The following is a 14217-nucleotide window of genomic DNA, read 5'->3' as shown; positions in this document are numbered from 1 at the left end:
TGTTGTAGGTAAATTTTAAACTAATGTGCATTTTTATAAAAAAAGTAATGACAACGCTGTCATTTGTTGTGTAACATTAAATCAACAAAGGTTGAGATCATTTCGCATTCTTAGAATAAAAATAATGCGATTTAAATAAAAACTAAACGAAGGCTAGGGGTCGTTAAATGATGGCGAAGAGTGTGAGTGAGGACCAATTGTTTATTGGTATTGATGGTGGCGGAACAAAATGCCGAGCTACTATCTACTCTGTTAAGCAAGGTGTATTAGGAACCGGCCTTGGTGGCCCCGCGAACCCATTACATGGTTTAGAACGCACACTTGAATCAATAATGGTCTCAACACAGTTAGCTCTTCGAGATGCTGGATTACCACTTGAGACAGTTCATCAACTGTATGCTGGTTTGGGTCTGGCTGGTGTAAACCTACCTAGCTTGTACGACAAGATTATGGAATGGGACCATCCATTTAAACAAATGTTTCTCACTACCGATTTACATACTGCTTGTATTGGGGCACACGAAGGTAGCGATGGTGCGGTAATTATAACCGGTACGGGCTCATGTGGATTCTCTTGTGTTGCGGGTCATACCACAAACTATGGTGGTCATGGTTTTGCTCTTGGTGATAAGGGCAGTGGTGCATGGATGGGGCTTGAAGCTATAAAAAACGCATTACTTGATTTAGATGGTTTGGGTGAAAAAACAGAGTTAACAGATGTGATTTGTCAGCATTTCTCGGTGGATAATGCCATGGGGATTGTCGAGCAAATGTCAGGGCAGCCTTCGAGTAGTTTTGCCAAATTAGCACGTTATGTATTTGAAGCAGCAAAAAATAACGACCAAGTAGCGATTGAAATTGTTAAGGAAGGAGCTAATTACGTCAGTAAATTAGCACACCGATTACTTGAAAATAACCCTCCACGTTTATCTATGATCGGTGGTTTAGCTGAACCATTAAACTGTTGGCTTGATGAAGATATAGCGAAACGAGTTGAAGCGCCGATTCAACCACCCGAAATGGGCGCTGTGTATTTTGCTCAGCAATCTGTGCTTGAACAAAACCAAGAGGTAAGTTTGTAATGTCGATTTATCATGCAAGTAAATTGTTTACCGGTGACGAATTCTTATCTGACGTATATTTTAGCGTCGACAATGGCGTGTTTAAGCGTGTTGAAGCACATGCTGATGCCGTTGCATTAACGGGTTTAGTCGCGCCTGGTTTTATTGATGTACAAGTGAATGGCGGTGGTGGGGCGTTTTTTAACGCTGAACAAACACCAGATTGTTTAGATAAAATAGCCAAAGCACATGGTCAGTTTGGTTCAACAGCGATTATGCCAACGCTGATTACCGACAAAGTCGAAGTCATGGCAAAAGCCGCGGATGCCACTGCACAAGCAATTGCTGAAGGGATCCCGGGCGTTATGGGCGTACACTTCGAAGGACCGCACCTTTCATTAGGGAAAAAAGGCACCCATAGCGAGCAGTTTATTCGTCCAATCACAGAGCAAGAATTTGCGATTTATGCACGCCAAGATCTAGGCATTAAAATGGTTACCTTAGCGCCTGAGAATGTTAGTGCTGATGATATCGAGCGCCTAGTTGAGTGTGGCGTAAAGGTATCTATTGGCCACACTAATGCGGATTTTGCGACTACCAATGCTGCACTTGCAGCAGGAGCTAATGGATTCACCCATTTATTTAATGCGATGTCAGCGTTTACATCACGAGAGCCGGGTGTTGTTGGTGCTGCACTTTGGGATGATAACAGCTGGTGCGGCTTAATTGTTGATGGTCATCATGTGCACCCTTCATCAGCAAAATTAGCAATTCGCAGCAAACAGCGCGGAAAAATTATGTTAGTCACAGATGCAATGCCACCTGTGGGTACTGACGATATGGAGTTTGATTTCTTTGATGGTCGTAAAGTTATTCGTACTGGCGATCGATTAAATTCAACGACCGGTGAATTAGCAGGCAGCGTACTTGATATGGCAAGTGCGGTGCGTAACACAGTGAATACATTGGATGTTAGCCTTGCTGAGAGCTTACGAATGGCATCACTTTATCCTGCACAATATTTAGGTTTACATAAAAAAGGTCGCTTGCTGAGCGGTTTTGATGCTGATTTTGTTGTGCTAGATGATAATCAATATGTAAAAGCGACATATATAGCTGGTAAAGCTTTGTAAGAACTTCCCTGGAAAAATCCCCGCCGAAGTATCGCGGGGCTTTTTGTATTAAAGGTAAACAATGACAACAACACAACCAACAAGAAAACGATTGGCATCGCTGGATGCACTGCGCGGCATGGATATGTTTTGGATATTAGGTGGACAGTCACTATTTGCAGCACTATTCGTTTTAACTGGCTGGACTGGCTGGAAAGTTTTTGAAGCGCACACAGTGCATAGTGTTTGGCATGGCTTCACATTTTACGATCTGATTTTCCCATTATTCATATTCTTATCGGGTGTGGCGATGGGGCTAGCCCCCAAACGCATTGACCATTTACCGTTTGATGAGCGCAAAGTGTATTACCGCAAGGCGGGTAAGCGTCTTTTGCTATTGTGCTTATTAGGTATTTTGTATAACCACGGCTGGGGCACAGGGATGCCAATGGCGTTGGATGAAATTCGTTATGTCAGTGTGCTTGGACGTATCGCTATTGCATGGTTTTTCTGTGCAATGTTGGTTTGGCACACTAGTTTGCGAACACAAATTATTACTGCAGGTGCTATTTTAGTGGCTTATTGGTTACTGCTTTGTTTTGTGCCAGTGCCGAGTGGCAGTGCTGGCGACCTTTCGGCTGCAGGTAGTTGGAATGCATGGTTTGATGCGCACTTACTACCGGGTATTAGTTATCAAAACCGTGTGGTGGACCCTGAAGGTGTATTGTCGAATATACCAGCGATTGTTAATGCATTGATGGGCGTGTTTGCAGGGCAATTAGTTGCTCGTGCTCAGCAAATTGGCGAGTGGAAAATGGCCGCATTACTGTTCGCCGCAGGGGCGGTAAGTGTATGTTTAGGTTGGTTATGGGATTTACAGTTCCCAGTCAACAAAGAACTTTGGACCAGCTCATTTGTGCTTGTAACCGTTGGCTGGAGTGCCATATTGCTCGCCGTATTTTATGCACTGGTGGATATTCTGCCAGGGCAACGCGCCGCGTATCCCTTTGTGATCATAGGTGCAAACTCAATTATTATTTATTTAGCGTCAAGTCTAGTGAATTGGGGTTATGTAAGCCAAAGCGTATTTGGTGGGGTGGTTCGAGCTGTGCCAGAAGCATGGCAACCTCTGATGGCGGTGATTGCGTTATTAGCAGTACAAATGCTGGTATTACATTGGATGTATCGCCGTAAGATCTTTGTTAGTGTTTGATAATTATTAAACACCAACAAAAAGAGTAATTTTTTATTCACTTTTACTTTACAGAGATAAGACTAAAAGTGATAATGACAGCGTTGTCATAATGGTTTTAACTACTGTAATGTATCCTGGCAGTGGTTAGTCTAAAACCCAACTCGATTGCACGTGGGGTTGGGTTTTAGAGCCATTTTTTTCAATTTAAATAATTAGAGCTAATCGATATGCAAATAGTAATTCTTGATGATGCAGCCCAAGTTGCAGCGTATGGTGCTAACATCTTTGCTAAACAACTATTAAAAAAACCTGCATCAGTACTAGGCCTTGCAACTGGTTCAACGCCGGTTGCTTTATATCAAGAGCTGATTGCTAAAAATAAAGCTGGCGAGATTTCGTTTAGCCAAGCGACAACATTTAATTTAGATGAGTATTTAGGTTTAACTGGCGAACATCCACAAAGTTACCGCTACTTTATGAATGAACAGCTATTTAACCATGTAGATATCGACAAACAGAACACCCATGTACCGCCGGGTGATGCAGTAAATCCGCTTGTTGCTTGCACTGAATATGAACAAAAAATCACAGCAGCTGGTGGTGTTGATATACAGCTACTTGGTATTGGCCGTAATGGTCATATTGGCTTTAACGAACCTTCTTCAGGTTTGACATCACGCACCCGAGTTAAAACACTGACAAAAGCGACGATTGAAGACAATGCGCGATTTTTTGCAGAAGGTGAATATCAACCGCATTTATCAATCACTATGGGTATTGGTACTATTTTAGAAGCCAAAAAAGTAGTGCTTTTAGCAACCGGTGCAAGTAAAGCTGATGCCGTTCACGCCATGGTAGAAGGCCCGTTAATGGCCAAATGCCCAGCTTCGGCTCTGCAACTTCATAAAGATGCTGTGATCATCATTGATAAAGCTGCCGCAAGTAAATTAGAAGATTTAGAGTTCTATCAGCATATTGAAGCTGAGAACCAAAAACTACAAGCGCACCTCGCGACCTTGTAAAATTGTGAGAGAGAATAAAAAAGCCCTGGTTGGGCTTTTTTTATGCCTGTAATAAATTGGGTTTATCATCAGCTTATGGTAGTTTTAGCGAGTAAACTATTTTCAAGGAACGCCATGCTGAATTACTCTCAAATGCCATTGGATCGTGCATCAAATCGCCGTAAAGATCCTAAGTGGTTAAAGGCTCAAATGAATTCTCAGAGTCGCTGGTTATTGGTCAATAACAATCAAAGTTTATTTGTTAAAGACAGTCCTGAAGTGTGTTATTTACGCTTATCTCAAGTGGATCACCTCGATTTATCAAAAGGCATTTTATTGGGGTTAGACGACGATAATGTGGCTCACTTTGCATTAGATGTCAGCCATGAACCAGACTCACTCATTGAGCCTATGCTCAATGGCGCTGAGTTTGTTGATATTCGCAAGTTAGGCCCACAAGTTGAGCTTAAACAAGGGTCTATTGCGGCACTGGCAAGGGGCTTGTGTTTTTGGCACGCAACACACCGTTTTTGTGGGCGTTGTGGTCATGAAAATAATATGGTTGAAGCAGGGCATTCACGTTTATGTGAAAACCAAACTTGCCAGCATCAAACTTTTCCGCGTACCGATCCTGCCGTGATTATGATCGTGACTAAAACCTTTTCAGACGGAGTTGAGCGCTGCTTGCTAGGCCGTCAAGCTAGCTGGCCAGAAGGTGTTTTTTCAACACTTGCGGGCTTTGTTGACCCAGGTGAAACACTAGAGCAAGCCGTGGCTCGCGAAGTTATGGAAGAAGCTGGTGTTGCGGTGACAGATATTCAATATATCGCTTCACAGCCTTGGCCTTTTCCGTCATCAATTATGTTTGGCTTTATGGCCAAAGCGGTTTCAGAAGATATTCAGGTAGATAAAGACGAGTTAGATGACGCAAGATGGTTTAGCCGCGCTGAACTTAATGAATTCGGCCAATGGCATGAACAGGGTAGTCATCTTAAACTAACCCGACAAGATTCTATTTCTCGATTTTTGGTTGAGCACTGGCGCAACCTGTAAAGTACAGCTTGGATAAATTATGACAAAGACAAATAAAAATACCCAAATCGTCTCTGCAGGGCGTAAAAAAGCGTACACACAAGGGGTTGTGAACCCTGTGGTGCAACGTGCATCAACGGTAGTATTCGATTCAGTGGCTGACTTAAAAGCAGCGGCGAAGAAACGAGGCGACAAAACGTTATTCTATGGCCGTCGTGGTACGACGACACATTTTGCTTTGCAAGAAGCGATTGCTGAACTAGAAGGCGGTGAAGGCTGTGCGCTTTACCCATCAGGTGCGGCTGCAATAAGCAATGCGCTGTTATCGTTTGTGAAAACGGGCGATCATATTTTAATGGTGGATACTGCCTACGAACCTACCCGGGATTTTTGTGACAAAATACTGGCTGGATTAGGGATTGAAACAACCTATTACCCGCCGGGAATTGGTGCAGGGATTAGTGAACTTATTAAAGAGAACACGCGCGTATTGTTTTTAGAATCACCGGGCTCAATCACCATGGAAGTGCAAGATGTGCCTGCGATGGTTGCTAAGGCAAATGAGCGCGGTGTTATGACTATGTTAGATAACACCTGGGGTAATGGCCTGCATTTTAGGCCGCTTGAGCATGGTGTTGATATTAGTATTCAAGCTGCTACAAAATACATTGTTGGTCATTCAGATGTGATGATGGGTGTGGCGGTCGCCAATAAAAAGTATTGGCCAACCCTTCGAGAAAATTCATACCTACTTGGTCAATGTACTTCTGCGGATGATGCCTATTTAGCGCTACGTGGTCTACGTACTATGGCTGTGCGTTTAAAACAGCATGAACAAGCAGCCATTGAAGTGGCTAAATGGCTTGAAACACACCCATTGGTTGATCATATTCGCCATCCGGCCTTTGCAACGTGTCCGGGTCATGAGTTCTTTAAACGAGACTTTGATGGCAGTAATGGCTTATTTTCATTTGTAATGAAGCAAGGTAATCAACAAGCGATTGATGCGTTTTTAGATAGCCTGCACCATTTTAAAATGGGCTTTTCTTGGGGCGGTTATGAGAGCTTAGTCACGGCAAATCTGAGTATGAAAGGGCTTCGCTCTGAAACAGGTTGGTCGCAAGGCCCGGTAATAAGGCTACACATTGGTCTTGAAGATGTGGCTGATTTACTAGCCGACCTTGACCAAGCGCTTGCAGTGTACGAAAGCCACCTCTAGGTTAAAAGTTTATACTTTGTTACATAAGACCCGCTTGTCGGGTCTTTTTTTTCTGGTAATTCAAGCTGTTTCAACTTAGTGTAATTCTAATAATAAAATTCATTAAGGATTATGAGTGACGCAGTTACATCCTAAACGTCTTGCACAAATTGCCCAATTTGAGCTGGTACGACTATTTCTGACCAAACGTGGTTTGTTGGCGGTTGCCGCTTTTGCCATTTGTTGGCTACTTATTTTACGCTATCCCATTGCCCAATCTGTGACCTTGATTAGCTCACCTGATTTTGCCGATTTTGCCAGGCAAGCATTTGGCGCCATTGGCATCAGTAAATTACTTGATTGGCCTGAATCTGAACTGGCCGTTTATTGGTTGATTGCTTTATTTAGCTTTCCAAGTTTTTGTTTGTTTTTATGTAGTGACCAAACAGTGGGCGACAGACAGCGAGGTACGTTACGCTTTTTATCACTTAGAGCCACTCGTTCAGAAATTATTATTGGCCGCTTTTTAGGGCAGCTACTCATTTTAGCGGCATTGTTATTTGTTACCTTGATGGCAACGGTTGCGATGCTTGGCTATCGTGAGCCAAGTTTGCTGCTTTCAGGCTTATCGCGAAGCTTTATGTTGTTATTTTATTTGCTTGTTGCGGTTATGCCATTTATTGCCTTGATGAGCTTTTTGAATACCTTTGCCCGTTCATCGCGTCTTGCATTTGTATTGGCTATTTTGTTCTTTGCTGGCGGTAATATTGTGATTGGCTTACTGACGTGGCAATGGCCTGAATTTGAGGTTTTAAATTACATATTTCCGGGCTATCAACTTGATTTAATGGCAGGTCAACGTGCCGGCGTCACACTGGCTCTAGGTTTACCACTTTTACAAACGGCAGTGTTACTGCTTGCTGGAGAACGAATTTTTGCAAGGAGCTCATTATGACCGTTTTAATTCAAGCACAAGGCTTGTCAAAAAACTACGGGGCTAAACGAGCGCTCGATAACGTTAGCTTTGAAATAAATAAAGGGGCACCAGTGGCGCTGGTTGGTCCAAATGGTGCGGGTAAAACAACCTTATTCAGCTTGTTATGTGGCTATATTTTACCAAGTTCAGGAAAGCTATCGGTAATGGGGCATAACCCAGGTAGTGCGGCGTTATTTGGTAAATTAACTGCGTTACCACAAGATGCCCAGCTTGATCCCCGTTTTAGTATTGCGCATCAACTTAACTTTTATGGTCAATTACAAGGGCTCAGTGGCGCGGTTCGTAAAAAAGAAACGGCTCGGGTTTTAGAGCTAGTTGGTTTGTCAGAAGTGGCTAAGCAGCGACCGGATGACCTTTCTCATGGTATGCGTAAGCGAGTGACTATTGCACAAGCTTTAATTGGTTCACCCGAAATAGTGATGCTTGATGAAGCAACAGCGGGTCTTGACCCAATCCATGCCCGTGAGGTTCGAGAACTGGTAAGCTCTTTAAGTAACGAGGCAACATTTATTTTAAGCTCCCATGACTTAACTGAGCTTGAGCGTTTATGCTCACAAGTTTTACACCTAGATAAAGGGGTATTAAGTGAGCATCAAGCCCGTTCTAGCACCCAAGATAACAAACACTTTATTACGCTACAGTTGAATCAACAATATGAAGATGTAGAAGCAAAGCTTGCAGGCCTTGCCCATGTACATCATGTTTATATGAGCCAAGCAAAAGAATATGTGATCGAGTTTGAGAAAACAGCTGAGCCTTTTGATATCAATCTTCTACACTTTTGTTATCAACAAGGTTGGCAGTATCGTCAACTGGTGAATGGTCACACACTCGAAAACCAAATTTTTCATAAGGAGAGCTAGTTATGGGTCTATTAAGTGGATTAATGGGTAACGCAAGTGAAGTCGATAATGATGATTTAGAAGAGCTGCTTGCCAATACTCTGATTGATGGTGAAACAGTTCAAAAAGCCTATAAAGTCATTCGTGATATGTTTATCTTTACCAATAAGAGATTAATTATTATTGATAAACAAGGTGTTACTGGTTCTAAAGTTGAAATGTTGAGCATTGCTTACTCAAAAATTACTAAGTTTAGTAAAGAAAGTGCCGGGCATTTTGACTTAGATGCTGAACTGAAAATTTGGGTTGGTTCAGATCCAACGCCAATCAGTAAAGACTTTAAAGCAGGAGATAACATTAATGAGGTTTACAGAATTATTAGTGAATTCTCTTTATAAGGTACTGAAATTATAGACTTTAAATTATAAGTTGGCTTTGAATAGAATTATTCGGCCAACTTTTTCTTTACATTTACCGACACTTTATTACAATTAATCAAGTAAAAACAAACGCTTAGTTAAGTTTCCGTTCAGTTTTCTCACGTTAGCATGTGCCCAACTTAGCCATCAGGCTAGTTTTCAACAGCAATGAAACAATGTTAATAGGGAAATCTGTTTATGAAAAAGTTAGCAGTTATTATTTCGAGTATGCTTCTGTCAACTTCCGCGACTGCTGCGGATAGTTACCAATCAATCAGCCATTTAGGGTACATGGACACCGATGGCAACGACACAGTAAGTGTTGATTCAACATATTACTTCGCGCCAAAGAAAACGATGGGTCCATACGACCAGTTTGAATACATCAACAAAACAACCAATGTATTTGGTTCTTACTCTGATGACGACTTTGGTGATGTAACTAACATCGGCGGTGAGTACTTCGTACAAGATTTTGTAATCGGTGCGGGTTACAGCAACTACGATTACGGTTCAGACACTGATTTATTCAATGTGTCTGCAGGTTACTTCTTTAATCCTAACCTTCTTCTTAAAGCGACATTTATCGATGTAGAAGACGGTGACAACACGGTAATGTTCGACCTTAAATACAATCACCAGCTTAACAGCACGGATTACTTAGGTTTCACATTCACAGCTGACGATGAGTTTGATTACCGTGCTGTAAATGCAAAATACTTCATGGATCTTCAACAAGGTAACTACTTAACAATTGAAGGTACTATTGCTGATACAGATGATAGCGGTAGCTCTTGGGAACTAGGTTCTAACTACTACTTCTCTAAAGCAACGTCAGCATTTGTAACGTTTAATAAAGAAGATGACTACAGCTTTGGTGCACAGCACTTCTTTAACAAAAACGTTGGTTTAAAAGCAGGTTATGCAAACAACTGGGATGACTCAGACTACGATGCATACTTTGCAAACGTAAGCTTACAGTTTTAATCATTAATTTGATGATATAAAAAAGCCCGCATTATGCGGGCTTTTTCGTTTTTGTTATTACCAACCGCACTGGCGGCCTTTATTTTGCTCATCAAGGTATTTTTGTAACGGTGCAAAGTAATCTAAGATTGCTGTTGCATCCATTTCTTCTTTACCAGTGATAGTGGCAAGGGCTTCTTGCCATGGGCGGCTTGAGCCCATTTCTAACATTGCATTTAGTTTTTCACCCGCCTCAGCAGAGTTGTATACAGAACAACGGTGAATCGCTTCTTTATTACCGGCAATTTCACATAAACTTCTGTGGAAGTCGAATTGTAAAATGTGCGCTAAGAAATAACGTGTGTAAGGTGTGTTACCCGGTACGTGATACTTAGCACCTGGATCGAAGTCTGCTTCGCTACGTGCGATAGGCGCTTGTACACCTTGATACTTTTCGCGTAACTCCCACCACGCTTTGTTGTAGTTCTCTGGCGTTACTTCACCTGAGAAAACTTTCCAGCGCCATTGGTCTACTAATAAACCAAATGGGATAAATGCTACTTTGTCTAATGCCATTTTCATTAACAGGCCGATATCTTTAGATTCATCAGGCACTTCGTCTAATAAACCAATTTCTTTTAAATAACCTGGTGTCACAGAAAGAGCAATGGTGTCACCAATCGCTTCGTGGAAACCATCGTTCGCACTTTCTTGATAATAAATAGGTTGCGTGTTGTACGCGCGTTGGTAGAAATTATGACCTAACTCATGGTGAATAACAGAGAACTCTTCACCTGTACGTTGAATACACATTTTAATACGTAGGTCGTCTTTACTATCTATGTTCCATGCTGATGCATGACACTGTACGTCACGATCTTGTGGTTTAGTGAATAATGAGCGCTCATAGAAGGTCTCTGGCAATGGTGCAAAACCCATTGAGGTGAAGAACTTCTCAGCGCCACGTACCATTTTTAGTTCGTCGTAATCGTGCTCAGCTAATAGTTCTGTTACGTCATAACCAGGATCGGCATTTTCTGGTGCAACAACATCGTAAATGTTACCCCAAGTTTGTGCCCACATATTACCTAGCAGGTGTGCTGGGATAGGTTGGTCTTGAGGTACTTTATCTTCGCCATATTTTTCACCTAACTTGGCACGAACATGACAATGTAATGAATCATAAAGCGGTTTAACTTGGCCCCAAATACGGTCAAGTTCTTTTGCAAAATCATCGGCTGGCATATCGTATTTACTACGCCACATAGCGCCTGTATCTGCATAACCTAGCTCTTTTGCACCTTCATTGGTCAGTGCAACTTGTTGCTCATAAAGCGGGCGCATAGGTTTTGAAACTTGACGCCAACCTTGCCATAAATCAAGCAATTCATTGTAATCACGACTCGTTGCCATTTTAGCTGTCATTTCGCCAAGGCTTAAACAGCTACCATCTTCTTTACAGTATTTACCTTTGCCATAAATACCTCCTAACTCAGCCACTAATTGTGAGAGCTTTGCTGTTTTTTCAGCATCTTGTGGTGCAGGTAAAGTGAGCGCTAGTTTAAGTTTATCTAGTTTACGACGTGCATCATAATCAAGCTCTAAACTATCGAATTTTGCAGCTTCATTTGCTAGGCGGACTACGGCTTCGGTCATTTTGCGATTTACTTCAGCAGATAATTCAGCAGTATCGTGAGTGATGAAGTTGGCATAAATCCATTCAGCGCGACTTGATTCTAAATATAGTGCGCTTAATTCTTTTTCAGTATCGGCGATAAATTTATCAGCATCTTGTGCTGTTACTTGGCTTGATTTGACTTCAGCAGTTGTTGTTTTAGTGCTCGTAGCGTCGTCATTACAGCCAGTAAGCGCTAATGCACTTGCGACCATTAATGCGCTGATGCTCAGCTTATATGGAGTCTTCATTTTTATTCCCTAGAAGTTTGTTGTTTTTTATTGCTTTAGCATAATAGCAGTGTCTTACTAAACCACAAACAGTGCGTACTAAAACAACTGAAGTTACCGCTGCTTACGTTGTATTTATGGCACGATCAGTCATACTTGAGAAAACTGACTTAAATAAAAGGATTGCACAATGACGACCGTAATTATTTTGCTATTGGTTGCTGTAATTGTGATTTTTGCAGTGAAAGACATTCGCATTAATCTTGTTACGCGGCCCACGTTTAGTATGTTTAAAAAAGTGTTGCCACCTTTATCTCAAACAGAACGCGAAGCGATGGAAGCGGGCGATGTGTGGTGGGATGGTGAGTTATTTAGCGGTAACCCCGATTGGCAAAAATTACACGGTTTTCCCAAGCCTGAATTAAGTGACAAAGAGCGCGCATTTATGAGCGAGCAAGTCGAAACCTTGCTAGCCATGCTTGATGATTATCAAATCGTGCAAAAAGATAAAGACCTACCAAAAGAAGTTTGGGATTACTTAAAAAAAGAAGGCTTTTTTGCTCTAATTATTCCAGAAGAGTTTGGAGGGAAAGAGTTTTCAGCAATCGCTAACTCAACGATTGTAGCGAAAATTGCCACCAAAAGTTTAACTGCAGCAGTTACGGTAATGGTGCCAAATAGTTTAGGCCCCGGTGAGCTGCTTTTACATTACGGTACTAAAGAGCAACAAGAGCGTTGGTTACCAAGCTTAGCTAAAGGTGATGATGTGCCTTGTTTTGCTTTAACAGGCCCTGAGGCCGGATCGGATGCGGGCAGTATTCCTGATACTGGTGTGGTTTGTAAGGGCATGCATAACGGTGAAGAAGTGATTGGCTTAAAACTTAACTGGTCAAAACGCTATATCACCCTTGCACCCATTGCTACAGTACTTGGTCTTGCATTTAAAATGTACGACCCAGATGGCTTATTAGGTGATAAAAAAGAGCTCGGTATTACTTGTGCGCTCATCCCTACAGACCATGAAGGTGTGCAAACTGGCGAGCGTCATTATCCGCTGAACATGGCATTTATGAATGGTACCACCTACGGTAAAGATGTATTTATACCACTTGATTGGATTATTGGTGGTGAAAAGGGGGCTGGTAGAGGTTGGCGTATGCTAGTTGAATGTTTAAGTGCAGGCCGTGGTATTTCGTTACCGGCACTTAGCACCGCAACAGGTCATTTAGCGTCAAGAATGACATCGGCTTATGCAACAGTGCGTCAGCAGTTTGGTGTTTCGATTGGTCAATTTGAAGGTGTGCAAGAGGCACTCGCACGTATTGGTGGCTTGACCTACATGCTAGAGTCAGCAAGGTTAATGACTGCTGGAGCGATTGATTTAAAACTGAGCCCTTCGGTTGTTACTGCTATAGCTAAATATCATATGACTGAAATGGGGCGTACAGTGATGAATGATGCCATGGATATTCATTCAGGCAAGGGCATTCAAGTGGGCCCTAATAACTATTTAGCCCATGGTTATATGGGGATCCCCGTGTCAATTACCGTTGAAGGTGCAAACATTTTAACTCGTAACTTGATGATATTTGGTCAAGGTGCGACTCGCTGTCATCCGTTTGTTTTAAAAGAAATGGAAGCAGCCGCAATGGAAGATCATGATGTTGCATTGAAAGAATTTGACTCGTTACTGCTTCAACACATTCTATTTGCTGCAAGCAATGCAGGCATGGCATTTGTACATGCTTTAACTCGCAGTTATTTTGCAAAAGCGCCGGTGTGTGGGGCAACCTCGGTGTATTACAAACAATTAAGCCGTATGAGTCGTGGCTTAGCGTTTTGTACAGATGTCGCCATGCTAGTGTTAGGGGGCGAGTTAAAACGTAAAGAGATGATCTCGGCGCGTCTAGGAGACGTGCTTAGCCATTTGTATCTTGCATCATGTGTTTTGAAGCGCTATGAAGACGAAGGGCGTCAACAAGCAGATTTACCTTTTGTAAAATACGCGGTTGAGCATTCGCTATTTTGTATTGGCCAAGCATTCGATGGTTTCTTTAAGAACTTCTCTAACCCTGTGGTCAATTTCTTATTAAAACGCATTGTGTTCCCTGTGGGAAATCATTATCACCGTCCTAGTGATGATATTGCTCAGACTATTTGTGAGCATATGAGTAAACCAGGCGTCTTCAGAGACAGACTCACGCACCTTTGTTATGTTGATGAAAATGCAGGTACCGGGGTAATGGAAAATGCGTTTATCGCGATGATTGATACCCATGAAGATTTTAAACAATTACGCAAATGGCAAAAAGAAGGCACGATTGGTCGTCACTTAGAATTGGAAGATGCGATAGCTGCTGCTGCGGATAAAAACCTCATAAATGAAACCGTAGCTACACGAATGAATGAGGCGAACTCGCTTCGCAAGCAGGCAATAGCAGTAGATAACTTTGCGCCTGGGGAATTGTAGTATAGTAGATATTAATGAA

12 protein-coding genes are annotated in these 14217 nt (G+C 42.2%); 11 read left to right on the top strand and 1 reads right to left on the bottom strand.

What is annotated here, in order from left to right; translation table 11 throughout:
• The first annotated feature begins 167 nt into the window (after positions 1 to 167).
• The 10 genes from nagK to NH454_RS11900 all read left to right on the top strand — a co-directional run bounded on the left by nagK (position 168) and on the right by NH454_RS11900 (position 9844).
• Positions 168 to 1082, top strand: coding sequence for an N-acetylglucosamine kinase (nagK, locus tag NH454_RS11945; RefSeq protein ID WP_135924197.1), 915 nt, complete (start codon positions 168 to 170; stop codon positions 1080 to 1082).
• Positions 1082 to 2194, top strand: coding sequence for an N-acetylglucosamine-6-phosphate deacetylase (gene nagA / locus NH454_RS11940; protein ID WP_253039187.1), 1113 nt, complete (start codon positions 1082 to 1084; stop codon positions 2192 to 2194). The genes nagK and nagA overlap by 1 nt, the downstream gene beginning before the upstream one ends.
• A 61-nt stretch (positions 2195 to 2255) precedes the next feature.
• Positions 2256 to 3386: a transmembrane glucosamine N-acetyltransferase NagX gene (gene nagX / locus NH454_RS11935; RefSeq protein ID WP_253039186.1), complete on the top strand. Its 1131-nt coding sequence runs from the start codon at positions 2256 to 2258 to the stop codon at positions 3384 to 3386.
• Between the two features lie 209 nt (positions 3387 to 3595).
• Positions 3596 to 4390 (top strand): glucosamine-6-phosphate deaminase, encoded by a 795-nt coding sequence (nagB, locus tag NH454_RS11930; RefSeq protein WP_138558935.1) that lies wholly within the window; start codon positions 3596 to 3598, stop codon positions 4388 to 4390.
• 114 nt (positions 4391 to 4504) lie between these two features.
• On the top strand, positions 4505 to 5422 hold the full coding sequence (gene nudC, locus NH454_RS11925; protein ID WP_253039184.1) for an NAD(+) diphosphatase: 918 nt from the start codon (positions 4505 to 4507) through the stop codon (positions 5420 to 5422).
• A 19-nt stretch (positions 5423 to 5441) separates the two neighbouring features.
• Positions 5442 to 6620: a cystathionine beta-lyase gene (locus NH454_RS11920; RefSeq protein WP_135924202.1), complete on the top strand. Its 1179-nt coding sequence runs from the start codon at positions 5442 to 5444 to the stop codon at positions 6618 to 6620.
• A 115-nt stretch (positions 6621 to 6735) separates the two neighbouring features.
• Positions 6736 to 7554 (top strand): ABC transporter permease subunit, encoded by an 819-nt coding sequence (locus NH454_RS11915; RefSeq protein ID WP_253039182.1) that lies wholly within the window; start codon positions 6736 to 6738, stop codon positions 7552 to 7554.
• Positions 7551 to 8459 carry an ABC transporter ATP-binding protein gene (locus tag NH454_RS11910; protein ID WP_253039181.1) on the top strand — a complete coding sequence of 303 codons (909 nt, stop codon included), beginning with the start codon at positions 7551 to 7553 and terminating at the stop codon, positions 8457 to 8459. Before NH454_RS11915 ends, NH454_RS11910 begins: the two co-directional genes overlap by 4 nt.
• Positions 8460 to 8461: 2 nt before the next feature.
• On the top strand, positions 8462 to 8836 hold the full coding sequence (locus NH454_RS11905; RefSeq protein ID WP_135924205.1) for a PH domain-containing protein: 375 nt from the start codon (positions 8462 to 8464) through the stop codon (positions 8834 to 8836).
• 219 nt (positions 8837 to 9055) lie between these two features.
• Positions 9056 to 9844 (top strand): putative porin, encoded by a 789-nt coding sequence (locus NH454_RS11900; RefSeq protein WP_253039180.1) that lies wholly within the window; start codon positions 9056 to 9058, stop codon positions 9842 to 9844.
• 57 nt (positions 9845 to 9901) lie between these two features.
• On the opposite strand, the gene NH454_RS11895 is transcribed toward NH454_RS11900, so the two are convergent.
• Positions 9902 to 11749, bottom strand: a complete 1848-nt coding sequence (locus NH454_RS11895) for a M2 family metallopeptidase (protein WP_253039179.1) — start codon at positions 11747 to 11749, stop codon at positions 9902 to 9904.
• Between the two features lie 169 nt (positions 11750 to 11918).
• On the opposite strand from NH454_RS11895, the gene NH454_RS11890 reads away from it, so the two are divergent.
• Entirely contained in the window at positions 11919 to 14198 is a 2280-nt protein-coding gene (locus tag NH454_RS11890; protein ID WP_135924208.1) for an acyl-CoA dehydrogenase, read from the top strand.
• The last annotated feature ends 19 nt before the right edge of the window (positions 14199 to 14217 follow it).

Origin of the sequence: Pseudoalteromonas sp. Ps84H-4 (genome assembly GCF_024124645.1) — a bacterium.
GTDB lineage: Bacteria > Pseudomonadota > Gammaproteobacteria > Enterobacterales > Alteromonadaceae > Pseudoalteromonas > Pseudoalteromonas lipolytica_C.
This window is presented reverse-complemented; position numbering and strand designations above follow the sequence as displayed.